This is a genomic window from [Limnothrix rosea] IAM M-220, assembly GCF_001904615.1.
Lineage (GTDB): Bacteria > Cyanobacteriota > Cyanobacteriia > Cyanobacteriales > MRBY01 > MRBY01.
Window position 1 is genome coordinate 47,117 of the sequence record NZ_MRBY01000014.1, and the last position, 25,751, is coordinate 72,867.

Consider the following 25,751-nt stretch of genomic DNA (forward strand, 5'->3'; position numbering starts at 1 on the left):
AATCACTGATAGTCGTTTCAGTAAAGCTTTAAACCGATCAAGAAGCTCAAGCCCCCCTTAACAAGGGGGATTTAGGAGATCCTAAGTTTTAGGCTTAATCGAAAAAACTATATTTCCCCTTTGAGATATTCTCCGAGGGGATTTTTTTGTTATGGTCGTGGTCGGCAAGACTGGTAGGGGTTTAACATGTTAAACCCCTACAGGATAAGGCTTTAAAGTTTATCTGATGTCTTAACTTTGATGGCTTTGACTATACTTGTGAAATCTCTAAGCAACAGAACCGCGTTTACGGGTTTCTTTGTAGGATACACCGACATTTTTTAGGCCAGCTTTCACCATTTGTTGTTCGAGCAATGAGAAAAATCTTGCCCGATCGCCGCCTCGAATAACGGCTTGATTGTGGGCTTCGGCGATCGCCACTGGATAGCCAAATCCTTTATTCACCTGACCTAACAAAATGCCGAGAGTCTGATCCAATAATTTTTCGTCTTCCGCTAGCCACAGGGGAAACTCAACACGAGCAACTTCTGCACCGACATGGATATAACAAAAACAAACTTGATCTTCGGGCGGATACATCTGCAAAATACGGGACTGACTTTGCCAAATACCGCTGCGTTCTCCCGGTTTTAATTGGTTGTTCCAGAGGGTACTGTCGCGAATCGGTTCAATGGTTTGACAGGGAAGCGTTTCACGAAATTCTGGTCGGCGATCGCCCGTAGTTTGGTCGAGGCAATGGGTCGCACAATCTGGATTTTTATGGGGACAAGCCGCTAAACGCAAGTAATGTACTGCATCAATACTGCGTGTTGAACTGATGTAACCCAACAGCGGAATTTTCGTTTCCCGCAGCCGTTGCCATGCCTCCAACACCGGAATTAAAATCCTTTCCCGTGCCTCCAGCGGAATATTCTCTAAAAACCAATACACCAGTGAACCATCCACCATCGCCACATTCGGAATATGCTCGTGGGAACCCGGTGGTAACACCCACTTACAAGCCATCTCTGCAAGCATCTGTCCCTCCGATGCTGTACGACAATAGCCCATCCATTCATCGGTGCGAATACCCCATTTCCGAGACACATAGAGATCTTCAGGGCGATAAAAAACTTCGGGAATATTGTCTAGCAATGGATGCAAACTCTGACCGTAATGCAGCATAATCCGCCCGACATTAATCAGGTAGCAGTAGGCAATTTCGTGGTGGGAAGGGGCGATCTGAGAGCCGTCCGTCGCAAATACTGTGTGGGCTTTTGGCGGCGCAGAAATCATAACGCGCGTATCCAGCGGCTCCAAGGGCACTGCGCAATTAAAAATTAGGCGATCGCCCCACCTTGCATACAGATCTTGTAATTGCTGAAAATTCTGCTGAGCCGCACCGAGTAACGCAATACCTCGCTCCACCCGTTCCCTACCATCATTCGCTTGCTGCCGGAGATGCCTCCCCATATCGGGAAGTTGCCCAGCAATTTTTGTCAGATCCAACATACATTTGCGTTGCTCTCTAAGCCCTGTCGCTGACTATTTTAATTGTTGCAAACAAAAGTAGATCACCTAGGGCGATCGCCTCACATTTTACAAAAAAACTTCGCCGTAAAAAACCTATGTGTCCGCCGACCAATGATTAATCCGGTCTAACAATAGCGGCACTACAATAACCACAAGCTTAATCATCCAAGGCGCGTAACACACAGCCAAAAATCCAGTAAATACAGCAACAGAGGCCGTGGCTACTTTCACAACTTCTTCCTTTGTATTGAAGCTCAAACAAATGGCACAGACTGCAATACCGAGAGCAAACAGGGAAAGATTCATATTTTTTAAAAGCTCAATGACTTTCAGAAGCAATATGTGCGTTCCTTCAGGAGTCCCCTACTTCCGTCCTCTGGCTGTCTTGCGGCGGCGGTCAGAAGATGAACGATTCATTAAGATATATGTCATTGTACTCCGTTATTTTTCCCTGTCAATCAGCAAGGGACTAAATATTTCGTAATCAACATAGCCGCAATGTCCACTAGAACGATATAGGCAGGATGACATCCCCCGTGATATTTACGAATGTTACGGAGTAATCACTTCGCCGTCGGGAATATCCAGTTCGATCGCCGCACCGCGATCCATCACTTCCACATCCCACTGTCCCCGTCGGGCTGATTCGAATACGACATAACGGCCATCGGGGCTAATTTGCGGATTGCGTACCCAGTGGCGATACCCTTGGGTCAAAATATCTGAACGCTTGGTGGCACGGTCATACAAAATAATATCAGGCTTCCCCTGGGGACTCGACAGATAAACGATATAGCGGGCGCTACGGCTCAGACTAGGGCTTTCGTGAATCGCGCCTTTTTGGTTCAGATTTGGCAGAGAAATGAAGCGTTTCTGGGTCAGGTCATAAAATAAAACTTCGCTAGTACCGTTGCGATTTGAGATAAATGCCAGCCAGCGACCATCGCCACTGAGGGCAGGCTGTTCATCGTGGAAGCGGCTATTGAGGGTTGTGGGTGCTGAGGTATCGTTCCCGAAGGTACAACCTCCGAGGCTGAGAATCAAAATAGTCAGCCAAAGCTGAAACGGAATTTGCCTATACACAGCACGCAATGATCAGAAGAATAGATTCGATACTTTTAGTAATGCTTTAGTAGTCGAAGTTGACAGGATTTTCAGGGCGGCGATCGCCTTCATTTATTTCAGGCGTTTCAGGGGCTTGATCATCCCAATCTTGGGTTTCATCACCTTCAAAACTCACACCATTAATCGGTTGATAATCAACGGTTGCCACATCTTCATTAGCACTATCATAACGCTCAGGACGAGGACGGCGGGGACGGCGGGGCGCTTCTCCATTAGGGCGAGGACGACGGGGGCGGTTTGTGGGGGGCGTTTCCACCGGGCGATCGCCTTCATCCCAAGCATCTTCAGACCAAACATCCGTCACACCACCAGCTTCATAACCACCAGCGGCATCATAGCCATAGTCATCTGGGCGGGAAGGACGACGATTTGGGGTACGGGCAGGGCGGCGGTTAGGAGAACGCGGTGGACGATTCCGGGAAGGGACAGAGCTGCGGCTAGCACGGGGTGTTGGTGCTTGAGCTTCTTCTTCATAGCCTCGGCTACGACTGGGGCGGGGTTCTTCATAGCCACGCAGACGGCGTTCGTAGCGATCTTCCGTTTGGTAGGGTTCGATTTGATCTAGCTCCGCGCGATATACCCGGCTAACAGGGCGATCGTCATCCACAATGGGCGTACTGCGACGTGCCTGTTCTGTGGCCAAGCCTCTCAAACGAATCGACTCAATCGCAAAAAATACCGCTGAACCGGACAGTAAAAATTGTCCGAACTGGAGAATCGGGTCGAGTCGCCAACCCTGAAATAACAAAATAAAGCCACAGAGTAGCCCCACTGCAGCGAAAAAAATGTCGTGGTCACGGGAGAGCTCAGGGCGTACCGAACGCAAAAAATAGAGAGCAGCCCCTGCTGCTGCTAGAGCAATTCCCAAAATACTGGCGGAATTTAGCCCGAAATTAACCATGTTTGATCTCCCTTGACTCTACCTTCTATACTAACGAGTTCGGTTCTAAGATACTAAGATACTTCAATAGCAAAACAGGTGGACAGCGATACAACGTCATCCACCCGACAGAGATTTTGAAATTTGCAAAATGAAGAATATTAACGTTGGATTTTGTCCTGCTGGCTAATAAAAATGAGAAATGCGGTTGCAGGGATAACAACGATTAAAGTGCCGGCTAAAAGACTATAGAAGAAGTTTGCTAAAGAAGGAGTCATGGGAACGTTTCCTAATGGTATTTAATAATTTGTTGTTGATAATTTTGCCATATTCTTCGCCCTATCTAGCCATTGATGTTTAGAATCTCCCTTTCGGCTCCGAAAAAGATGCCTTGGCGGATGTGGGGCTATTACTGTTTTGGTGCGGCGATCGCCTTTAGTCTATGGGACGTTTTTCAAAATAATAATGGGCTGCTCAATGGTGGTGGTTTTGCCTTACTCGGTGGGTTTTTACGGGCAAGTTTACAGCCGGATTTAAGCGCTGAGTTTCTCCAGATAGTGACGACCGCAACCCTCACCACTTTTGCCTATGCGGTGTGTGGCACATTTTTTAGTTTAAGTTTTGGGTTTGTCGGAGGATTGCTCAGTGCCAAGGTTGTTTGGCAATCTCTCTTGCCTCGGCAGTCGTTAATTATTTGGCAGGGTATTCGTGCTGTGTTGGCTGTACCTCGCGCGATTCATGAGTTGGTGTGGGGGTTAATCTTGATTAATATTTGGGGGTTAGATTCGCTAGTGGCGTTGGGGGCGATCGCCTTACCCTTTGGCGCGATTGTGTCTAAAGTTTTTGCAGAAATTTTAGATGAAACACCCAAGGAAGGATTTAATACACTCGTCGTCGCTGGCATCCACCCAGCACAGGCAATGCTCTATGGCCTCTTGCCCCAAGCTTTGTTTAATCTGTTGTCCTACGGTTTTTATCGTTTTGAATGTTCGCTGCGTTCGGCTGCTGTCCTCGGTATCATTGGCGCAGGCGGGCTGGGCTACGAAATTTTCCTAAGTTTACAGTCGCTGCGATATGAGCAGCTTTGGACGCTTTTCTATGCCCTCATTGCGCTCAATGCGGTGGTGGATTGGAGTAGTGGCTTCCTGCGAAAAAAGCTTGGTTGCACGAGCCGACTAGACCTCAATACGAAGCGATACCAAGTCAATGTCCAAAAACGGCATTGGCTCCTGGGCACAATGTTCGGCGCGGGGGGATTAGTGAGTTGGGGTTTTTGGTTTATTCGCCCGGACTGGCAACGGCTATGGTCAAGGCAAGCGGGTCTTTTTCTGGAAGAAGTGACATCGCAACTGCAACGTTTTGAATTTAACCGAGAGATGCTCATTGATTTGTTTTGGCTCAGTGTTCAAACTCTCGAAATGTCAATTTTGGCGATCGCCTTAGCTGGTGTTGGCGGATTTATCCTTGCTTTTTGTGCGGCAGAGATTTTTAAAACAAATTCGACTCGACCCCAAGTTTTAGCGCCGGGGGCGCGTTATTTTAGTCGTTTCGTTTTATTAATTTGCCGGGGTATTCCTGCCCCCATCTGGGCGTTGGTGATTTTGTTTATTCTGTTTCCGGGGATCTTGCCGGGGGCGATCGCCCTAGGGATTCACAACCTCGGCGTTTTAGGGCGCTTAATGACCGAAGTGATCGAAAACCTAGACCGCAAACCCATTGAGGCTTTAGATCAACTGGGAAGTTCTCCTAGCTCTGTTTTTCTTTACGGCGTTGTGCCGCTAACCTTACCGAACTTCATTGCCTACACTTTCTATCGCTGGGAAGTTTGCTTAAGGGAAACAGTCATTGTCGGTTTAGTGGGGGCGGGTGGTTTGGGGCGACTCCTCACAGAACAGCTCAGTAGCTTTAATTATGCTGGGGTAATGCTCACACTGATTTGCTTTTTGGTGTTAACCCAGTTTGTTGATCAATTTAGTGCTTTGCTACGCCGGAAATCAGACCCTTAAAACATCAGGATAGCGATGAGGCGATCGCCAACCTTGAAGAACTTCAAGCCATTTTGACAATCCGATTTTTTTAAGCTTTACTTACAGGTGAACTTCCGAGTCCATAGGCTTTCCGTCCCATGTCCGATGCCGCATCTTCGCTAAATCTCCATACCCTTGAGCAGGATCTGCAAAATCGACTCCATGCGGAACCATCCCAAACGCAACCAATGCAAGTGCGCTGCGTTTTTAAAGAAGGCATTTTAATTGTCCTAGTGCAGCATGGTGCACCCGCTTTGCCTTACCCCCGGAAAGTTTTTCGAGCGATTCGCCAATTTCTCTACGAAGGCGATATTCTCCACCAACATCAAGTTCTAATGTATTTGCGCGTTGAGGGCAGTAATCAACCCTACGCTTTCCATACCCTGACAGAACAAAGTAAACCTCCCACAGCAGAAGCGACAGCAGCGCCCACACCGATAGAGGCGGAAGCCCCGGCCGAGGCTGCCAGTGTTGCAGAATTGGAGGCAACAACAGAATCATCATTTGACGAAACGGATGAAGACTTTGAGGAATTTGCGTCGCCCTTTGAGCAAGACTCTGAAGTCGGAGTAAATGCATTAGATGACGATGCTGATTTTGCAATGCCGGCGGCAGCAATGGATGAATATGATGGGGAAGATGAAGATCTTGGCTTTGAAGGTTTTACCTCAATGGATGAGGGCTTTGAGGACGATGATGATGAGGTAGATGAAGTTGGCGATCGCCGTTTAGGAAAAGCAACCCTCGCCTTTGCTGCTTGCCTTGCCCTCGCCTTTTCCGGCACAGCATTTTACGTGTTGACTCGCCCCTGTGTAATCGACCGCTGCGAAACCATGAGTCGTGCCGAAAAACTGAGTGAGCAATCCATTAAAACATTCCAGAGCAATCCCACAGGCCAACAGATCCTGACAGCACAAGGACAACTAGACGATGCCATCAAAAAACTTGAAGCCATTCCTTTTTGGTCGCCCCGCTACACCGAAGCCCAAAGAAGATTAGAGGAATACCGCGCCCTCTCCGGCAGCCTTGATCAGGTGGTTAGCTCTTTGTTTAAAGCCTCTGAAGCTGCTCAAATGAGTCAAAATCCCCCCTTCCCCGCCGAAAAGTGGGCGGAAATTGCAACACAGTGGCAGGCGGCGATCGCCGGCTTGAGTCAAGTGCCGCCCCAAGACTTTTTCTATCCCTTCGCCCAAAGCAAAATCGACGCTTACGAGCGCAACTTAAATGCCATTAACCAACGCCTTACCCAGGAGGAGCAAGCTGTCGAAATCCTTGCCCAAGCCAAAGAAGCTGCCAAAGTTGCCCAGGTGCAACAGGGTGTCGCTCAATCCCTCGACAGTTGGGAGCAGGCCTATCTCTCATGGGCTAACGCTGTCCAGAAACTAGAGACTGTGGCGGAAGGTACAACAGCCTACGACGAAGCCCAAGAGCTCATCAGCAGTTATGTACCCCAGATGAGCGATAGCAAAGAACAGCAAGATAAAGAAACCTTTGCGAGAGATATCTACAACCAAGGTATCCGTATCTCCCAATTGGCGAGGGATGCAGAACTGGCAGAAAATTGGGAAGAGGCAACTTTTCACTGGCGTAATGCGATTCGCTACATGGAAGAAGTGCCAGAGGATACCTACCAAGCAACCCTCGCAAAACCGGCGATCGCCCGCTTTAACCAAGCCATCGAATCATCCCAAGTGCAGTTGCAGCTCTACACACGCCTCAGACAAGCAGAAAACGATTTACGCCGTACCTGCGCTGGCGAACCAAATATTTGTACCTTTACCCTTGATGCCCGCAATATCAATGTCAGACTGACGGCCGCCTACGTTAACGAAGTGCAAGAGACCGCTGTTCAAGCCAGCGCGACTAATAATAGCGACGCCAAAATCCGCATTCTCGACCACATTGCCACCCTTGAGCAAGCCCTTGAGGTGATTAGCAAAAATACGAATGTGCCTGTGCAGGTCTATGACGTAAATGGCGTGCTTTTAGTTGATTACAAGCCTTAAGCTCTCGCCCCTCTTTAGCATCAAAACCACCCTAAAAATCTAAAAGGAAGTCTAAAAAGATAGCGGCGCGATTGTATCGATCAGCGTTGCTGTTTTGAGTGATTTACCGATGTGGTATTCACTGTAATCTCGCATCAACCTCTCTAGTCGCAACCATGCAGTTTCGAGAGGAAATACAGTATTTTTTGACGACCACTCCGCAAAATTAGGCAACTGTGCCGCAGCCAAACCCTGTAAAAGTTCTAACTCTAGCGCCGTTAAACGTTGGTCAAGTTTGAGACTAGCAGGACGTTGATCTAATCGGAAAACGCCGCCGAGACTATGGCTAAAACCTGTCCGCCAGCGGGGATCAACAAAATTTGCGTCGATAATCTCTTGGGTGACATTGCAACGTTGGGTTTGGGGAGCCAGTCCGGCGATCGCCAACAAATGAAAAACAGCTTGGGTAAGATGCGCCACAATTTCAACAACGCGATTTTCCGGCGTAATGTCTAATTGCTCTAGGCGCTGCAAATGCTCTAGTAGGAGACTATAAAGTTCAGTCTGGTACAGGTCACTAACGCCGAGATAACCCACTAATTCTGCTAAATATTGCCCTGCCGCCAACTTACCAAAATCCTTGCTCAGCCCTGCGTGGGACGTTAATGTTTCCGCCTGGCTCACTCGATTCAGCGATCGCCCTTTAATCAGTAGAAAATCATTCACCACCAGAAGCTCAGTACGCCCCCGCAACTGAGAACGATGCTTCCGCGCTCCCGGCACCACCGCCTTTAATAACCCTAGCTCCGGCGACAAAATCGTCACCAAGCGATCCGATTCCCCCAGCGGATAACCCTTAATTACAATGCCTGTCACCTTAAAGGGAGTCGCCATTCTAGTCCGCCATCGCGTCTCGCTCTTCCATAATTTTGACACCCCGCGACGTGCCCAATCGAGTTGCCCCAGCCCGAATCAAATTCAGAGCCTGTTCTGGGGTTTTGATTCCCCCCGCCGCCTTAATCCCAATGCGACCCTTGGTAATGCCACTCAGTAATTTGACATCATCTGTAGTCGCCCCCCCAAACCAACCAGTCGATGTTTTGAGGTAATCCGCCCCTGCATCTAGGCATATTTCTGCGGCTAAACATTTTTCGTCATCGGTCAGTAGGCTCGTCTCCAAAACTGCCTTCACAATGACCCCGGTTAGCTCCCGAATTTCTGCAATTTCTTGGTAAACATCATCAGACCGACCCATTTTTAGTAAACCGAGACTGAGAACAACATCGAGTTCCGTTGCGCCATTGTCCACCGCTTCTTGGGCTTCATAGAGTTTTGTCGCTCGCGTATGGGCACCGGAGGGAAACCCGATAACAGTACAAACTTGGGTACGACTATTATGCAATTCTTCCTCAGCAATGCGCACCATATTTGGATACACACAGACACAGGGAAAGCGCCACTGGTCTGCCTGCTGACAATAATGTTTGACCTGTTCCACCGTTGCCGCCGGATGCAGCATCGAATGCTCAATGTAGCGAGAGAGATCAATTTCGTATTCAGAAATAGCCATAGGTGTGTCGTCAACAAACTCCTTTAATTTTGACAGATTGATGAGGTACTGGACATTTCCTTACTAAGAATTACGAACAGATAATGTAATAATGCCCCAATTTCTTGCTCAGCATCAAAAAAACTAAGCATAAAAAATCCCCCGCAATGGTTGTGGAGGAATGTCATTACAAGATTAATAGGAATGATATTTTGCTGTTAAAGGGCACACTTAGGTCACTATTGACCTCGACGATCCCGCTCTTGGCGACGGCGATCGCGCCATTCAACAAAAGTAAGATAGGAAATGCCGCCACTGACGAGTAGCAATAATACTAGTGCCCCTAGAAAAAGAGAGTTTAAAAAGTATGTTTCCACAATTTTTTTTGAAATTTTTTAGAAACCGTTTCTAGCCCAAACAACCATGGCGATCGACCAAGCAAAGAGAGCGAGCATTGCGCCCCAGCCTAAAGAAAGAACATCCATATGTTTAAATATGCTTAATTTTTATCAAGTTATCCCACACATAATATCGTGAAACCAGACCTGAAGTGAACGTCATTATTGAAGTTTCTCATCTGGTTAGAAAAAAATCCCCCACATTCAGTGAGAGACTTTCATTGAGTTTCTAGTTTTTCGCTAGTTTATGTTGCGGCGATCGCCATCTAGCTTTTACGACCGGCTAACAGACGACGCTTAAACACCATCTCAAAGGCTTCAATAATATCGCCCTCTTTCCAGGTGCTAAATTTATCAACGCCGATACCACATTCATAGCCAGAATTCACTTCGCGAACGTCTTCTTTAACCCGCTTCAGAGAATCAAGGGGACCTTCATAAACAACGGTATTGCCGCGTTTGACGCGTACCATGCGGTTACGGACAACCTTACCAGACTGGACATAGCAACCAGCAACGGAGCCACGACCAACGGGGAATACAGCCCGTACTTCAGCTTGACCGAGGTGCTCCTCAACCTCTTCAGGATCAAGAAGACCTTCCATCGCCCCTTGAATTTCTTCGAGGAAACGATAAATAACGTTGTACTCACGAATATCAACACCTTCTTGTTCTGCTGCTTGTCTAGCCCCCGGTGCGAGGGTTGTATTAAAGCCAATGATGACAGCGCCACTAGCAGCAGCGAGATCTACATCGGTTTCACTAATCTCGCCGGGAGCAGAGAGCAAGACACGAATTTGTACTTCGTCTTGGGGAAGCTGTTGGAGTGATCCCAAGATAGCTTCGACAGAACCTTGTACATCTGCTTTGAGAATAAGGTTCAGTTCCTTGAGTTCGCCTTCTTCTGCCTGTGCGGAGAGACTACTCAAGCTCACACGGCGGGAAGACATGGCCTGTTGGAGTCGAGACTGGCGGTTGCCTTCCGCTCGTTCGTCGGCGATCGCCCGCGCCTCTTTCTCATTGTTGTAGACATCAAACTCATCACCAGCAGCAGGCACTTCATTAAGACCAAGAATCTCCACTGCAAAAGAAGGAGTTGCCTCAGCCACATGCTCACCACGGTCGTCGATCATGGCACGGATTTTACCCATGACAGAACCCGCAACAATCACATCACCCACGCGTAATGTACCGTTCTGAATCAAGAGTGATGCCACAGGGCCCCGTGCTCGGTCAAGATGAGCCTCAATAACAGTACCCTTCGCCAAACGATCTGGATTCGCAGAGAGCTCTTCAATCTCTGACACAAGCAGCAGCATTTCGAGCAAAGTATCAAGATTGTCACCCGTTAAGGCACTAACAGGAACCATAATGGTCTCTCCGCCCCACTCTTCCGGCAATAAACCCTGTTCAGACAACTCCTGCTTCACACGGTCTGGCTCTGCCGTTGCCTTATCCATCTTGTTAATGGCAACAACAATGGGAACCTGCGCAGCCTGGGCATGCTTAATGGCCTCCAAGGTCTGGGGACGAACACCATCATCAGCTGCTACGACGAGCACTGCGATATCGGTGACTCTCGCACCACGGGCTCGCATTGCCGTAAAGGCTTCGTGACCGGGCGTATCGAGGAAAACGATCTGGGACGGCTTGCCATTATGTTCCACATCAACATGGTAGGCCCCGATATGCTGGGTAATGCCGCCGGCTTCGCCCTGGACAACTTTAGTCTCACGAATCGAGTCAAGGAGCGTTGTTTTACCATGGTCAACGTGTCCCATGATGGTAACAACAGGGGGACGATGCTTAAGGTTATCAAAGTCGGCAACATCTAGCATTTCAGTAGATTTTGTTGCTTCCGATTTCGCCTCTGGAGCATTCACGGTTACCTCAAACTCTTCTGCAACCATTTGGGCAGTGTCGTAATCGAGGGTTTGCGTGATATTAATAGCGATCCCCTTCGTAAACAGACGGCGAATAATATCTGTCTCTGAAATATGCAGCGCCTCTGCCATTTCCCGCAAAGTCATCGTCTCCGTTAAGGTGATTTCCTCTGGAGGAGCCTGCACATCGGGGCGATCGCGCTTCTGATTTTTCTGCTGAGCCGCAGAACTACCACCAGAACCACCTTTTTTCATACTTGGCTTGCGGGGCTTTGATGTGGGAGGTTTATTAGTCGTTGCCTTTTTCGGTCTTGGAGGACGTGCAATGGACAAGCTCACTGGCGTTGCTTCTTTGTCGCTACCGAGAGCTGTTTCAAATTCATCATCGTCATCATCAATGACAAGGGGACGACGCTTGAGTTTTGAGTTCTTGTTCTTCTGCGCGTTTTGCTGTTCTTCTTCTTCGTCTTCCCACTTCTTGCGTTTACTACTAGGCTTAGTTCCTAACGATTTTTTGGGTTTTGGTTGAGGACGCTTGGGTGGTGCGAGTAGTGCTTCCGATACGGTGCTATCATCATCGTCGGACTCACCATCGGCACTTGTTGGCGTGAGTTCTGGCTCTGCTTCCTTCGGTTTTTTCGCATTACGACTGACGGTCCCGACAATTTGAGGCTTTGGCTTCAATTGCAAATTTTTAGAGGGTTTGTCGCCATCACTCGTTGTCTTGTCTGAACTTTGCTTGCTATCAGGGCGAGAGTTGGAGCCGCTAGAAGGTTTTGTCGTCGTTTTTTTACTTGGTCGTGACGGGGGCGCCACGAGTTTAGGTTTAACGATATTTTGTTTTGCGGTAGTGGTAGAGTCTTCTTCGACTGTATTTTCTACGGCCTGTACCGTAGGAGCAGACTCTGCTGGCATCTTGACAACTTTTGCTGCAGCTGTTGTACTACCACGACTGGGAGGAGATTGTAATCTCGGTCGCTCTAGCTTACGGCTAGATGAAGAGTTATCGTCTTCACTAGCATTTGCCGGAGCCTCGGCTACTGGGGCTGGTGCTTTTTGAGTATCGTCTTTCGGAGTAGATTGTATTGACAAGATTTCTTGTTTCTTTTTCTTGGGTCGCTGGGGTTTCGGCTTGCTGGCAACTTTTGATGTGGCGGTTGTTGCATTGGCTCGAATTTTTTCAGCTTCGTCTTCTGTAATGGTACTGCTATGGCTTTTAGCTGCAATAGAAAGATGCTCACAGATTTCCAAAATATCTTTATTTTCGAGATTCAGCTCCTTCGAGAGTTCGTAAATTCTAACTTTGCCGTTATTCATTCAATAATGTCCTTTCCTGAGTCTATAGGTGTGTTTTTTGAATAGTTGTGAGTTGTGTAAAAGGGGGTTGGGGTTAGGGGGTGTTAGTAAAGGAATGTCCTGTCCTCCTAATTTTTATTGGGGTGGGCTGTTGAGTCATAGGGAGAGGTTTTGTTGGATTGTTTTTTAGGAGGTATAAAAGGTACAAAAATCAGGGTAAGAGTAAAGTCTTCAAGAGGAATTAATGGTTAATCAATCGCCAATTAAGGGTTTCTTAGTTGAGCCTCAAAGCTAGTTGCTGATAGATTTCAGTGGGTATATTTTTTTTAAGTGATCGCCTAAGGCGTTGTTTTCGTTGGGCAAGGGTTAGACAGTCTCGGTTGGGACATAGATAGGCTGAACGTCCCATACCTCGATCTAATTGTACCGTTTGGGATGGATAGACTCTCACGACTCGCCAAAAAGATTGTTTCGGTGCTAATTTGCGACAGGCGACACAACGGCGATAGTTAGTTTGAGTCATGTGTTTCTTTGGGGGGCGATCGCCTAACGGAAGAACCATTAATAATGCTATTCCTCTTCGGTGTTAGATTCAATTACCTTCGGTTCAGTCGTATCAGATTTGTTCTCTATCTCAAGGTCAATATTGTTAGGTTCTGTTGCTTCGAGGGGCTCTGCTACCGCTGCGCCAGCCAATGCCGCTTGCTCTTCTTCATATTTTTGACTGTCCTTAATATCAATTTTCCAGCCAGTCAGACGAGCTGCCAAACGAACATTTTGCCCTTCTTTACCAATCGCTAAACTCAATTGATTTTCCGGAACAAGCACAATGGCTTGTCGCTCTTCTGCATCCACCAAAATTACACCATCAACCCTAGCGGGGCTGAGGGCGTTGGCAATGTAAGTGGAAGGGTCGGGAGACCAACGAATCACATCGATTTTTTCACCACGTAGCTCGTTAACGACTGCTTGAATACGAGAGCCTCGCGCTCCAATGCAAGCACCGACCGGATCAACGTCGCGCTCAACGGTATCTACAGCAATTTTTGTCCGAGGACCAACATAACGAGTCGGTGGGTTGGCTTCCCTTGCCACGGCGACAATGCGCACAATTTCTTCTTCAATTTCTGGTACTTCGTTGGCAAAAAGATAAACCACAAGATCCGCTGCTGCCCGGGAAACAACGAGCTGAGGCCCGCGGTGGGAGCCTTCTTTGACTTTTTTGAGGTACACCTTAAAGGTGGCATTGGCGCGGTAGTTATCGTTGGGAAGCTGCTCACGGCGAGGCAACTCGGATTCGGTTTCTGGCTGACCAAAGGCACTGGTGACTGCCATGATGATCGAATGACGTTCAAAGCGTAGTACTCGTGCTTGGAGTACTTCTCCTTCTAATTCTTGAAATTCTTCTTGGACGAGCTTGCGCTGCTGATCCCGTAATTTTTGCAATAGTACTTGCTTTGTCTGAATCGCTGCCATCCGGCCGAAATCATTTTGTTCGGGTGTGACATCGAGAATGACGGAGTCTCCTAGTTGGGCTTCGGTGGCCACTTCTTGGACTTCGACGAGGGCAATTTGGTGATCGGTATTTTCAACTTCTTCGACAATTAATTTTGTGGATAGTACCCGAAAGCCTTCTTCTTCTAAATCAAGCTCTACTTCGAAGTTATCAAAATAGTCTTCGGGGAAGGGGGCTACTTGATCGAGGTTTTGGGAGCGACGATAGCGTTCATAGCCCTTCAATAATGCTTCACTAAGGGCGTCTTGGACGGCTGTTTGGGGGAGGTTATGGCGATCGCTGATTTCACCAACGAGCGTACTTAGACCAGCGAGGTTAACAAGGGACATAGAATTTTAATCTAAATAAAAACTAGAAACGAAAAAAATGAAAGGCTTTGTGGTTGATGTGATCAGGGGGAGCTTGGTTACGATTCGGTTTGGTCATCTAGCTGAACCTTGGCAACGAGTTCCCGGGGGATGGCGATCGCCTTGCCTTTCTGGGTGAGTCGAATCATCTCATCATCCCGCTGTTGCAAATTGCCCCGCCATTCTTTTTTGTCTTTATACGGCGCGTAGGTTTTAACAACGACAGGAAAACCGCGAAAAGCCACAAACTCGCGATCCAAGCTCAGAGTGCGTGTTGTGCCGGGACTCGACACCTCCAGTACGTAGGCACCCGGAATCAAATTTTGCGATTCGAGGTGAGGATCAAACGCACGACTGAACTGTTCACAATCTTCCAAACCTGTATCCTGCTCTAAATTACGAATATCAATCCGGAGTACAGGCGGTTTTTTATTAGTCTGGAAAACGACATCGACGACCTCTAAACCCAAGCTCTCGGCAATTGGTTTAGCACAGGCGACAATATCGGGAATCAGGGGATGAGCCATAAACAAACAGACAACAAAAAAAGCGGGCTTGACCCACTTCAATGAACTTTAAATCGAGGTGTGATTCGTAAAGCTTGCTACTTTACTCTAATAATTATACTATCACCGTCCCAATAATATGACCTTGTCAAAGGGACATAGCACAAATTTTGATCTCCGTAGGGATCATAGCTTTCGCCAAATGCCTTAGCAAATTTCGATATTGCCGTTGAAAATCAGTCGCTTCATTGTAAGATAGTAGACTGTAAATTTTTGAAACCAATTGTCTATTTGGGTTCGGAGGCTTCATTGGCAGAAAGATTTCTATTAAAGGTTCTTTGGTTAGATAAAGATGTGGCGATCGCCGTTGATCAGGTAGTCGGAAAAGGAACAAGTCCTTTGACTGCATATTTTTTCTGGCCCCGTAACGATGCTTGGCAACAGCTTAAAGATGAGATGGAAGCAAAGCATTGGATTTCTGAGGCAGAGCGCATTGATGTGCTTAACCAAGCAACAGAGGTCATTAACTACTGGCAAGAAAACGGCAAGAAGACCAGCATGGCAGAAGCTCAGGCGAAATTCCCTGAAGTAGCATTTAGCGGCAGCAACTAGATTCTAGATTGACTCAAACTATTTATTCTATTTTGTCCTGCAAAGCGTAGCCCCACCCAAAAAAATTGGTCATGACTCCTTTGTGCGGCATGAATGTACTTGGTATTGAAATCGATTAATTTTTATTTGTAGTTAGTTAGGCGTTCACTCGCTTCTTCCGTTAACTAAAAACTTATGTGTGATTAAACAAAAAGAGGTAGCCCCATGGCTACCTTTTGATTTTATTAATATTAATTTAGTAATACTTCTTTAGCTTCTCTTAAAGTTCTAAATCCTTCGTCAAGCAAAGACTTAGACCTAGACCATGCCACCAGCGGCCATGAAACGCGCACGTGCACGCTTAAACTCTTGGCGAGCATCAAAATAATCTTTACCAGATTCGCTGCTCATACCCTCAAACTTAGATTGAGCGGCGGTGAATACTTGGCGAGCTTCCTCTAAATCAATGTCGGATGCTTTAGTTGCTGCATTGACGAGAACTTTCACTTCATTCTCTTCGACTTCTGCAAAACCATCGGTGATGGCAATATTTTCCCAGTCATTTGTGCGTACTCGTAAAACACCTGTTTCCAGTGCTGTTAGTAGGGGAGCATGCCCAGATAAAATACCGACTTGGCCAGAACTACTCGGCAGAATGACTTCTTCTACACTGTCATCCAAAACCGTCTGATCTGGCGTGATCACTCTTACTTTTAAAGCCATTAGTTTATATTATTCCAAAAAAATAATTCAAAAAATAGGACGACTCATTGGTAAAAGGTCAGCACTCTGCTTTACACAAAAGTACTGACCTTAAACTTAGCAATCTAACGATTAGCCTTGCTCTTGGAGCTTCTTACCTTTGGCGATCGCCTCATCAATGTTACCGACGAGGTAGAACGCTTGCTCAGGCAGATCATCCAGTTCACCAGCAAGGATGCGCTTAAAGCCATCAATTGTGTCTTCGAGGGAAACATACTTACCCGGAGAACCAGTAAATACTTCCGCAACAAAGAAAGGCTGAGACAAGAAACGCTCAATCTTACGAGCACGGTCTACAGTCAGACGGTCTTCTTCAGACAATTCATCAAGACCTAGAATCGCGATGATGTCTTGAAGTTCTTTATAACGCTGGAGGGTAGACTGTACAGCACGGGCAGTGTCATAGTGCTCATCGCCAACGATGTCAGGCTGGAGCATTGTACTAGTAGAGCCTAGGGGATCTACCGCAGGATAAATACCCTTAGAAGCCAAGGCACGGGAAAGTACAGTAGTACCGTCGAGGTGCGCAAAGGTTGTTGCAGGCGCGGGGTCAGTCAAGTCATCCGCAGGTACATATACCGCTTGGATGGAAGTGATCGAACCTTCTTTTGTAGAAGTAATACGCTCTTGGAGGTCACCGACATCAGTACCGAGGGTCGGCTGATAACCTACTGCAGAAGGCATCCGACCGAGCAGTGCGGATACTTCAGAACCTGCTTGTACGAAGCGGAAGATGTTGTCGATGAAGAGCAGAACGTCTTGCTTGTTGACATCACGGAAGTATTCCGCCATGGTCAAGCCGGACAGACCAACACGCATGCGCGCTCCGGGGGGCTCGTTCATTTGACCGTAGACGAGGGCAATCTTGGATTCGTTGAGGTTTTCCTCGTTGATTACGCCAGATTCCATCATCTCGTTGTAGAGGTCATTCCCTTCACGGGTACGCTCACCTACACCCGCAAATACGGAGACACCACCGTGTTGGGTGGCAATGTTGTTGATCAGTTCCATCATAATGACGGTCTTGCCGACACCTGCACCACCAAATAGACCAATCTTGCCACCACGACGGTAGGGAGTGAGGAGGTCTACGACTTTGATGCCAGTTTCGAAAACGGAAGGTGCTGTCTCAAGTTCTGTCAGCTTAGGAGCGGCACGGTGAATGGGAGAAGTCTCTTCTGCACCGACTTCACCTTGCTCGTCTACAGGTTCACCCAAGACGTTAAAGATACGGCCGAGGGTCTTCTTACCAACGGGAACGCTGATGGGAGCACCGGTGTCGAGGACATCCATGCCACGTACTAAGCCGTCAGTGCCACTCATGGCCACTGCGCGTACTTGGTTATCGCCAAGAAGTTGTTGGACTTCACAGGTGATGTTGATGTCTTGACCTGCGGGATTTTTGCCTTGGATTTTGAGGGCGTTGTAAATGCGGGGCAGTTTACCGCTAGGGAATTCTGCGTCAATTACAGGACCGATTACTTGGGTGATTTTACCCAATGTTTTTTCTTGAGTAGCTACCATTCTTTTTAATTTATTGGTTATTTGTTAAGCCGAAACTGGGTCTCGGTGACCGAAGTCGTAACCTAATGTAAAATTTTGCCATACTCAGATTACCATCTCTTGGGATTCTGTAAAGCAGATTTGGAATGGTGTTTTGGTATGGGTTTCGGAGAACTTAGACGGGTGCGAGGGGTGATTGTTTTGGTGTGCCGATCGCCCTCGGAAAATGGGGATCGCTAGGTTTTTTTTTCTGAATGTAAAGGCAGGTGCGTTGACTTTTTGTGATGGGGGTTTCGCAGGTGAGGAGATCGATGAGTTCGCCGCCGCATTGGGCGATCGCCGGTAGTAGCTGACTTGTTTCTTTCGGTGTCCATTGACCACGATACAAAATGGCAACACCACCTATTTTGAGAAGGGGAAGGGCATATTCGAGACAGACAGAGGCTTTGGCTACGGCACGAATGGTGACGAGGTCATATTGTTCGCGATGGATGGGATCTTGTCCGACGGTTTCCGCCCGTGCAGCGATGGTTTGGGTTTTTAAATTAAGATCTTGGCTCAGTTCGGCAAGGAAGGTGATTTTTTTTTGGGTGGAGTCGAGCAAAGTGATGTGCCATTCTGGGTAGGCGATCGCCAAAGGTAATCCCGGAAAACCACCGCCAGTGCCCACATCAATCACTTTAGCCATCGTAGGAATATCTAGAGATGTCAAGTTTAAAGCGACGAGAGAATCCCACAAATGTTTTTCCCAAAAATCTTCAACGCTCGTGATGCGAGTTAAATTAAGACGCTGATTTCCGACAAAAATACCGTTGTACAGCTCGCTAAATTGGGCAATAACTTCCGTGGGGGGTTGCCAAGTTAGCGTTGCTTTATGGGTATCAAACAGGGATTGAAATTCCCGAAACACATCGGTCATAGCAGAAAAAGTGAGTGAAGCTTGAGATCATTAAGATGGTAATCCTGTTTTAAGTATCCACAGAATAAGGGATGCAAAGTCAAGGCTTCGAAGATAGTTCAATGTCGGTTTTCGTGGCACCAACGTACTTGGGAGCGCCCTCGACGTTTCGCATCATATAAAGCCTGGTCGGCATTTTTGATCAAACTCTGTGCGTCGCTACAGTCACCGGGGAGAAGCGTACAGCCCCCAAAGCTAATCGTGATGTAGTTCGAGATTTCCGAAGCCTGATGTTCTAACTTTAGTTCGGCGATCGTCCTTTGTACACAGTGCACAACCTCAATGGCCGCATCCATATAGGTGTCCGGCAAAATCAGCGCAAACTCTTCCCCGCCATAGCGAGCCACGAGATCCCCCGGTAAGTTCACAACATCAGCCAAAGTTTGAGCTACTATGTTGAGGCATTTATCGCCTCCTTGGTGGCCATAATAGTCATTGTATTTTTTGAAAAAATCGATATCACACAGGACAAGGGATAAAGGACAACCAGAGGTGTGAGCCCTAGAAATTTCGCGTACTAGACAGTGGTCAAAATGGCGGCGATTTGCCACTTGGGTGAGGTCATCAATATTTGCTTGACGAGTGAGACGGATATTACGTAAGCGGAGTAGCTCCTCCATATGCTGACGCTGTTTGATTTCTTTTTTTAGTTGTGCTTTCTGACTGAGTAATAAAGCTTCAATTTTTTGACGGCGTTTTACCTCTGCGGCCAGAATTTTGTTTTTGTCTCGTAGTTGCCGCTGTAGATAGGCGAGTTGGAGCTGATGTTCAATGCGCGCTAAAACATCAATACTTTGAAAGGGTTTGGCAATAAAATCTGCTCCTCCCACCGAGAATGCTTTAATTTTGGCAATGCTTTGCTGAGTACCGCTGAGAAAAATAATGGGAATATTTTTAGTCGTCGGGTGTGACTTGAGCCAGATACAAAATTGGTAGCCATCAATGTGGGGCATTTTAATATCTAGCAAGATTAAATCAGTTTGGCACTGCTTTAGATGTCTGAGGCCAGCCAAAGCGCTTTTGGCAATTTTGACGGTATAGCCATGTTGAGAAAGGATTGCTGTCAGCAACCTGAGATTCGTGATGTTGTCGTCTACGACGAGAATTGTTGCGTTATCCTCACGGGACACTAGTGTGTTCATCAGGCTTAAGGTGGAGTTCCTAGCAGACAGAGGTTAGCGCGCCAAGTCGCATTATTTCTTCTTATCTCGTGCTTGGACAAGTTCAAGATGTCGGAAAAATCCCCTAACTATTGGTCAAGTATTTTTTGTATGAGGAAGGGTGTTGTATGACCTATTTGCTTAATATGTTTAAGTCTCCCATAGATTTTGAGAATACAGATATTTCTAATTTATCGGGTAATTTATTGGGTAATTTATTGGGTCTGTAGCCTGCGATACACCTCTACTAGTGCGAGGCGATCGCCGACATTACCGGGGAATAAAACAATCGGTAAGTCTGGCAATTGGGGGTGTGCTGTCGTCGTTTTAACGAGACAACAACCTGCCAAAATTTGCCCCAGTAATTGAACTTTAGCTAAATCTAAACCATGACTGAGCAAACGGTTGGAAGTGTTTCCTCCTTTACTAATTATAAATCCCAAATTCGAGGGTAAAGCTTGCACAATCTCTAATAAAAATTGGGTGATGGTTTCGCCAAATAAGAGTTGTTCTTGCTGATTTGTTTGGGATTGGAAGGAACGGCTTGTGTAGATCACAGGCGTGAGTTGCTGACTAAAGGCTGTGGCGATCGCCCCTTGAATTTCTGATAAAAAAGTGTCACGGACTTCGTGCTTTTGGCAACGTAAAACATCGATTTCAATGCCCTGAATGGTGGGCAACTTAAGTAATTCTTGTAATTGCACTGTCGTCTTCGCCACATGGGAACCAACGAGGATTAGACCCGGATGATTGGAACGGCGATACTGTCCCATTTGTTTCGCTGCAATGGGTTGTTTGCCAAGATTCGCAAGGGAAGTGAGTAAACTAGCGGCACTGCGAAAAATGAATTTTTTACCGTCAGTGGTGGCTTCCAATAACGCGGGTACGAGCTGGTCAAAATCTGATTGTGTTGCGGCGCTAAGTACAATTTGCTGATTTTTTGTTAAGCCCTGTAAATAAGTGGCGAGTTGTTGTTGATTTTGCTGGGCATCGAGAATCTCAACGGTTTCTGCGGCGATCGCCCCCTGTGTTTTTTCTTCAATGTAATCAGGCAAAAAACTATGGCTAAAACCAAATATTGCATCTTTCGCAAATTCTGTTGTGTGGACGGGCGTTAACTGGTTAGCTTCAGCAATGTAATGGGTTCCATCAATGGTCACTCTGCCACCTTCAAAAAAAGCAGGGGCATGGAAGCAAGCATCAAATTCTCCAAACACACTGGCGATCGCTTCAGGTTCTGCGGGAAAATGCCCACGCAAAGTCGAATCAGACCGACTGACTAAAATAAAATTTTTGATCTTTTCAGCAGCTAAAGCAGCTTTGAGATTTATACAAATTTCGCGGGTCGTGGCGATCGCCTCAGCTTCTAGCATGGCGCGAGTATTCGCCAAGATAAAAAAGATAGGTGCAGACTCTAGGAGCGCTTCCCGTAAAGTCTCAACATCCCAGCGTAAAAGCAACGAGCAACTGTGAACCGTCTGAGAACCCGTCGGATCATCATCAAGCACAATAATTTTTGGAGCCATTACTATCCCTTAAACCTTGTTTCCTTGATCCTTACAAACAGCCATTCATCAACACAAGCCAAAAAAAATTGCCCAGACCCTCAATAGACGCGAACCAACACACTCGTTGATATCTGATATCTGACACCTAGCTACCGAGGCACCAAAGCCAAAGCCTGTTCAATCACTTCACAGCTCACCTCATGGCCGCGACCTTCTTCCGTAATGTAGCGTTTCCAAGCCTTTGTGCCGGGTTGACCGAGAAATAACGACAACATGTGGCGGCTAATACTGTGGAGCTTGACACCTTTTTTATGATTGCGTTCGATGTAGGGCAACATTGCTTCAACTATTTCGTGGCGCGTTTTTGGCTCCGCATCTTCACCGTAAATATCACGATCTACCGTCGCAAAAATGTAAGGATTATCATAGGCTGCCCGCCCAATCATCACGGCATCAACTTCTTTCAGGTGAGTTTTAGTTTGATCTAGCGTTGTAATGCCGCCATTAATTTCGATCCACAGTTGCGGGAAATCTTCTTTCAGACGGTAAACATCTTCGTATCGCAATGGGGGAACTGTACGATTTTCTTTCGGACTTAGACCCTGCAACCAAGCCTTGCGGGCATGGACAGAGAAGCGATCGCAGCCTGTTTGGGAAACAACTTCAACAAAACGATGGAGGTGTTCGTAACTATCTTGCTCATCCACACCAATGCGATGTTTGACCGTCACCGGAATTTTTACTGCATCTTGCATCGCCGCAATGCATTCAGCGACCAGCTCCGGCTGGGTCATTAAACAAGCTCCAAAATTACCCTTTTGCACCCTTGGACTGGGGCAACCCACATTCAGATTGATTTCGTCATAACCCCAGTCTTCACCCACCTTGGCGCATTCAGCTAAATCTGTCGGATTATCGCCGCCTAACTGTAGGGAAAGGGGATGTTCTTCCGGGTCAAAATCTAAAAGCTTGGGGCGATCGCCGTGAATAATGGCACCAGTCGTCACCATTTCAGTATGCAACAGCGTCCGCCGTGTAATTTGGCGCATTAGATAACGAAAATGACGGTCAGTGCGATCCATCATGGGGGCAACACTAACGAGATGGGGACATTCCATAAAAAAATTTAGACGGATATTACAAACTATTGAGCGAAATTGAGCGCAAACGGCAGACAAACTATGGACTAAATATTCGATGGCGATCGCCTCAATTCATCGACACCGTTAAGTCAGGGCAATCCCATGGGAACGATCAAAGATATCAAGTCGCGATTTATACAAATATTCTCATAAAAATATCAGCAAGAAGTCTGAAAATAGAAGATACAATGCGACAGATAAGAAACTCCATTTTCACTGTAGATTATGTCTGCCCTAGAAAGCATCAAACCAGCTGGCAAAGGCGAAGTAATGATTTATTTCCCCTACTATCCCAAAAGCAAGCAAAAATCCCTACCCCATGCCATCGGTCTATACAAGATGGGTTCTATCGAAGGGGAGCGGACAATTGAAGGTGGCGAAAGCATTCCCTTCGTCGCGAGCTGGTATGTTTCAAAATTACCCTCGGAGATGACAAATTGCCGACTGCAGTTTGATTCCCAAGCAGAGCTGAGCTATAGCGTTACCATGCCCAATAATGAATTTGTCGACTACCTTATCGACCTCTTAGCAAATTTCCGGCGAGCCCGTCGCATCGACTTTCCAAAAGGCTTCTATCGCCAGCTTCTAGGATTGTCAAAAGAATAATTTTCAGCTTTGCTCCTAGTCAAAATTCCGTTATTGTTTACTAAATAGAATCTAAGCTTCCAGAGGAGTAATGGGTGTGACCCAACCAACCCAGAGAGTCATTGTTGCTTCTACCGAACCATATAGCGGTAAATCGGCCATTCTTTTAGGTCTTGTGCAACAACTCAAGCGACAAAATCTTTCTGTTGCCTACAGTAAGCCCATTGGCACAGTTTGGCATGATGAGCAAAGTGGCTCATTTGCGCGGATTGAAGATGATTTGCGGTTTCTTGTTGAGGCTCTCCATCTTAGTGAAGCAGAGGTGCGATCGCCGGTGTTATTCCTCGATCAAGAAACCCTTACCCGTCGTTTGAGCGGTGAGGATGAAATCGACTATCCCCAGAAGCTCAAGGACGATCTAGACGATATCACCACTGACATCACCTTCGTTGAAGCACCCAAAAGTCTTTGGGAAGGTAGTATTTTCAACCTGTCGGCTGGCGAAATTGCCAACACCCTAGATGCACAAATTCTTCTGGTCATTCCCTACCACGATAAACTCCTCGTTGATAGTCTTTTAACCGTATTGCGGTTTCTCGGCGATCGCCTGATGGGTGTCGTCATCAACAAGATTCCCCCCGATGCCCTAGATATTGCAGAGCAACAAGTTAAACCTTTTCTACAAAAAAAAGGCATTGATGTTTTTGGCTTAATCCCTGCCAACCGCATTTTACGCAGCGTCAATGTTCGTGAATTAGTAAAGCGCCTCAATGCAGAAGTGCTGTGCCGTAGCGATCGCCTTGATTTGATGGTAGAAAGCTTGACCATTGGCGCGATGAACGTCAACTCTGCCCTAAAATATTTCCGCCAGCGACAAAATATGGCAGTCGTCACCGGCGGCGATCGCACAGACCTACAACTAGCCGCCCTTGAAACATCCACCCAATGCCTGATTTTGACAGGGCATGTTGCGCCCCAAGAAATCATTCTCAACCGCGCCGAAGACTTAGAAGTCCCCATCCTGTCAGTAGACTACGATACCCTCACCACCGTCGAGATCATCGACCAAGCCTTTGACCATGTACGGTTGCAAGAACCCATCAAAGTAGAAGTTGCCCAAGAATTATTCCAAAAGCATTTCGACTATGATCGCTTTATGCAACACTTATCCTAAATTGCTTGATTAACTGCTGTATTTTCCCTTGGGAAAACTACCCCTTTTATCCTCTGTTTGAATTAGCGTTTTACCAGAATTTTTAACCCATGCAAACCCTAGAACGTCCGGACACCAATGCGGCGAACTTAGTGGACACCACCATCCATCGCCGGAAAACCCGTGCTGTACCAGTGGGGTCTGTCACCATCGGTAGCGATTATCCCGTTGTCGTTCAGTCGATGATCAATGAAGATACCCTCGACATTGAAGGTTCCGTTGCCGGTATCCGCCGCCTCCACGAAATTGGCTGCGAAATTGTGCGGGTAACTGTGCCCAGTATGGCTCACGCCAAATCCCTCGCGAAGATCAAAGAACGTTTGGCGGCGACTTATCAGCCAGTGCCCCTCGTTGCAGATGTTCACCACAATGGCATGAAAATTGCCCTAGAGGTGGCAAAACATGTTGATAACGTGCGCATTAATCCGGGTTTATACGTTTTTGAAAATCCCAATGATAGTCGCACAGAATATTCTGATGAAGAATTTAAGGCGATCGGTGACAAAATTCGTGAAACATTAGAACCCCTCGTCGTTTCTCTGCGAGATCAGGGCAAGTCTATGCGCATCGGCGTGAATCATGGGTCTCTTGCGGAGCGGATGCTCTTCACCTATGGCGACACTCCAGAAGGCATGGTGGAGTCGGCGATCGAGTTTATTCGTATTTGCCAAGACCTTGATTTTCACAATTTAATCATTTCCCTAAAGGCTTCCCGTGTTCCTGTGATGTTGGCGGCTTATCGTTTAATGGTACGTCGCATGGATGAGCTGGGGATGGATTATCCTCTGCACCTCGGTGTCACGGAAGCCGGCGATGGTGAATACGGCCGTATTAAGTCTACTGCTGGTATTGGGACACTCTTAGCAGAAGGCCTTGGCGATACGATTCGCGTGTCTTTAACTGAAGCGCCGGAGAAAGAAATTCCTGTTTGCTATAGCATTTTGCAGGCTCTGGGTCTCCGCAAAACCATGGTGGAGTACGTGGCTTGTCCTTCCTGTGGTCGCACTCTCTTTAACCTTGAGGAAGTACTCAATAAAGTTCGTGATGCGACGGATCACCTAGTCGGACTGGATATTGCGGTGATGGGCTGTATTGTGAATGGCCCCGGTGAGATGGCGGATGCTGATTACGGTTATGTCGGAAAGACTCCCGGCTATATTTCCCTCTATCGTGGTCGTGAAGAAATTCGTAAAGTGCCTGAGGCTGAAGGGGTTGAGCAGCTAATTGACTTAATTAAGTCTGATGGCCGCTGGGTTGACCCACCGGAAGATGAATAAATTTTCAATTTTTTTTCTTTAATAAATA

The 25,751-nt window shown here is 47.1% G+C and carries 25 protein-coding genes and 1 riboswitch; of the genes, 6 read left to right on the forward strand and 19 right to left on the reverse strand.

Annotation, left to right across the window (positions count from 1 at the left end; genetic code table 11):
• Window positions 1–267: 267 nt before the first annotated feature.
• The 5 genes from NIES208_RS07905 to psbX form a co-directional block, all read right to left on the reverse strand.
• Window positions 268–1,491, reverse strand: coding sequence for a DNA double-strand break repair nuclease NurA (locus NIES208_RS07905; protein ID WP_075891493.1), 1,224 nt, complete (start codon window positions 1,489–1,491; stop codon window positions 268–270).
• Window positions 1,492–1,605: 114 nt separating this feature from the next.
• A complete protein-coding gene (locus NIES208_RS07910) occupies window positions 1,606–1,818 on the reverse strand; it encodes a riboflavin synthase subunit alpha (RefSeq protein ID WP_075891539.1) in 213 nt (70 codons plus the stop codon).
• 35 nt (window positions 1,819–1,853) lie between these two features.
• A riboswitch (Glutamine riboswitch) is annotated at window positions 1,854–1,925 on the reverse strand.
• A gap of 139 nt (window positions 1,926–2,064) precedes the next feature.
• Window positions 2,065–2,595 carry a TolB family protein gene (locus NIES208_RS07915; RefSeq protein WP_075891495.1) on the reverse strand — a complete coding sequence of 177 codons (531 nt, stop codon included), beginning with the start codon at window positions 2,593–2,595 and terminating at the stop codon, window positions 2,065–2,067.
• A 46-nt stretch (window positions 2,596–2,641) separates the two neighbouring features.
• Window positions 2,642–3,538, reverse strand: coding sequence for a Ycf66 family protein (locus NIES208_RS07920; protein ID WP_075891497.1), 897 nt, complete (start codon window positions 3,536–3,538; stop codon window positions 2,642–2,644).
• Window positions 3,539–3,678: 140 nt separating this feature from the next.
• The gene (gene psbX / locus NIES208_RS07925) at window positions 3,679–3,795 is read right to left on the reverse strand and encodes a photosystem II reaction center X protein (protein ID WP_075891499.1); all 117 of its coding nucleotides are present in this window, start codon (window positions 3,793–3,795) and stop codon (window positions 3,679–3,681) included.
• A 75-nt stretch (window positions 3,796–3,870) separates the two neighbouring features.
• On the opposite strand from psbX, the gene NIES208_RS07930 reads away from it, so the two are divergent.
• Window positions 3,871–5,523, forward strand: coding sequence for a PhnE/PtxC family ABC transporter permease (locus NIES208_RS07930; RefSeq protein ID WP_075891501.1), 1,653 nt, complete (start codon window positions 3,871–3,873; stop codon window positions 5,521–5,523).
• Window positions 5,524–5,642: 119 nt separating this feature from the next.
• Entirely contained in the window at window positions 5,643–7,550 is a 1,908-nt protein-coding gene (locus NIES208_RS07935) for a hypothetical protein (protein WP_075891503.1), read from the forward strand.
• A 51-nt stretch (window positions 7,551–7,601) separates the two neighbouring features.
• On the opposite strand, the gene recO is transcribed toward NIES208_RS07935, so the two are convergent.
• The 8 genes from recO to rimP all read right to left on the reverse strand — a co-directional run bounded on the left by recO (window position 7,602) and on the right by rimP (window position 15,045).
• Entirely contained in the window at window positions 7,602–8,423 is an 822-nt protein-coding gene (recO, locus tag NIES208_RS07940; protein WP_075891505.1) for a DNA repair protein RecO, read from the reverse strand.
• A 1-nt stretch (window position 8,424) separates the two neighbouring features.
• Window positions 8,425–9,099, reverse strand: coding sequence for a deoxyribose-phosphate aldolase (gene deoC, locus NIES208_RS07945; protein WP_075891507.1), 675 nt, complete (start codon window positions 9,097–9,099; stop codon window positions 8,425–8,427).
• A 218-nt stretch (window positions 9,100–9,317) separates the two neighbouring features.
• Complete coding sequence (locus NIES208_RS18925; RefSeq protein WP_171971738.1) at window positions 9,318–9,455, reverse strand: hypothetical protein; 138 nt, start codon at window positions 9,453–9,455, stop codon at window positions 9,318–9,320.
• An 18-nt stretch (window positions 9,456–9,473) separates the two neighbouring features.
• Window positions 9,474–9,563, reverse strand: a complete 90-nt coding sequence (gene petN, locus NIES208_RS07950; protein ID WP_015135872.1) for a cytochrome b6-f complex subunit PetN — start codon at window positions 9,561–9,563, stop codon at window positions 9,474–9,476.
• 179 nt (window positions 9,564–9,742) lie between these two features.
• Window positions 9,743–12,676 (reverse strand): translation initiation factor IF-2, encoded by a 2,934-nt coding sequence (infB, locus tag NIES208_RS07955; protein ID WP_075891509.1) that lies wholly within the window; start codon window positions 12,674–12,676, stop codon window positions 9,743–9,745.
• Window positions 12,677–12,929: 253 nt separating this feature from the next.
• Window positions 12,930–13,217, reverse strand: a complete 288-nt coding sequence (locus tag NIES208_RS07960) for a YlxR family protein (protein ID WP_225875273.1) — start codon at window positions 13,215–13,217, stop codon at window positions 12,930–12,932.
• Between the two features lie 8 nt (window positions 13,218–13,225).
• Window positions 13,226–14,500 (reverse strand): transcription termination factor NusA, encoded by a 1,275-nt coding sequence (nusA, locus tag NIES208_RS07965; RefSeq protein ID WP_075891513.1) that lies wholly within the window; start codon window positions 14,498–14,500, stop codon window positions 13,226–13,228.
• 77 nt (window positions 14,501–14,577) lie between these two features.
• The gene (gene rimP, locus NIES208_RS07970; protein WP_075891541.1) at window positions 14,578–15,045 is read right to left on the reverse strand and encodes a ribosome maturation factor RimP; all 468 of its coding nucleotides are present in this window, start codon (window positions 15,043–15,045) and stop codon (window positions 14,578–14,580) included.
• A gap of 288 nt (window positions 15,046–15,333) precedes the next feature.
• Between rimP and NIES208_RS07975 the strand changes: the two genes are divergently transcribed.
• Window positions 15,334–15,636: a 30S ribosomal protein PSRP-3 gene (locus NIES208_RS07975; RefSeq protein WP_075891543.1), complete on the forward strand. Its 303-nt coding sequence runs from the start codon at window positions 15,334–15,336 to the stop codon at window positions 15,634–15,636.
• A 297-nt stretch (window positions 15,637–15,933) separates the two neighbouring features.
• On the opposite strand, the gene atpC is transcribed toward NIES208_RS07975, so the two are convergent.
• The 6 genes from atpC to dusA form a co-directional block, all read right to left on the reverse strand.
• Entirely contained in the window at window positions 15,934–16,338 is a 405-nt protein-coding gene (atpC, locus tag NIES208_RS07980; protein WP_075891515.1) for an ATP synthase F1 subunit epsilon, read from the reverse strand.
• Between the two features lie 111 nt (window positions 16,339–16,449).
• On the reverse strand, window positions 16,450–17,901 hold the full coding sequence (atpD, locus tag NIES208_RS07985) for a F0F1 ATP synthase subunit beta (RefSeq protein WP_075891517.1): 1,452 nt from the start codon (window positions 17,899–17,901) through the stop codon (window positions 16,450–16,452).
• A 154-nt stretch (window positions 17,902–18,055) separates the two neighbouring features.
• The gene (rsmG, locus tag NIES208_RS07990; RefSeq protein WP_075891519.1) at window positions 18,056–18,799 is read right to left on the reverse strand and encodes a 16S rRNA (guanine(527)-N(7))-methyltransferase RsmG; all 744 of its coding nucleotides are present in this window, start codon (window positions 18,797–18,799) and stop codon (window positions 18,056–18,058) included.
• A gap of 98 nt (window positions 18,800–18,897) precedes the next feature.
• A complete protein-coding gene (locus NIES208_RS07995; RefSeq protein WP_075891521.1) occupies window positions 18,898–19,980 on the reverse strand; it encodes a GGDEF domain-containing response regulator in 1,083 nt (360 codons plus the stop codon).
• Between the two features lie 233 nt (window positions 19,981–20,213).
• Window positions 20,214–21,524, reverse strand: coding sequence for a four-carbon acid sugar kinase family protein (locus tag NIES208_RS08000; protein ID WP_075891523.1), 1,311 nt, complete (start codon window positions 21,522–21,524; stop codon window positions 20,214–20,216).
• 131 nt (window positions 21,525–21,655) lie between these two features.
• Complete coding sequence (gene dusA, locus NIES208_RS08005; protein WP_075891525.1) at window positions 21,656–22,624, reverse strand: tRNA dihydrouridine(20/20a) synthase DusA; 969 nt, start codon at window positions 22,622–22,624, stop codon at window positions 21,656–21,658.
• A 249-nt stretch (window positions 22,625–22,873) separates the two neighbouring features.
• Between dusA and ebsA the strand changes: the two genes are divergently transcribed.
• The 3 genes from ebsA (at window position 22,874) to ispG (ending at window position 25,723) form a co-directional block, all read left to right on the forward strand.
• Window positions 22,874–23,254 (forward strand): type IV pilus biogenesis protein EbsA, encoded by a 381-nt coding sequence (gene ebsA / locus NIES208_RS08010; RefSeq protein ID WP_075891527.1) that lies wholly within the window; start codon window positions 22,874–22,876, stop codon window positions 23,252–23,254.
• A gap of 70 nt (window positions 23,255–23,324) precedes the next feature.
• Window positions 23,325–24,407 (forward strand): phosphotransacetylase family protein, encoded by a 1,083-nt coding sequence (locus NIES208_RS08015; RefSeq protein ID WP_171971739.1) that lies wholly within the window; start codon window positions 23,325–23,327, stop codon window positions 24,405–24,407.
• 89 nt (window positions 24,408–24,496) lie between these two features.
• Window positions 24,497–25,723: a (E)-4-hydroxy-3-methylbut-2-enyl-diphosphate synthase gene (gene ispG, locus NIES208_RS08020; protein WP_075891529.1), complete on the forward strand. Its 1,227-nt coding sequence runs from the start codon at window positions 24,497–24,499 to the stop codon at window positions 25,721–25,723.
• Window positions 25,724–25,751 lie beyond the last annotated feature (28 nt).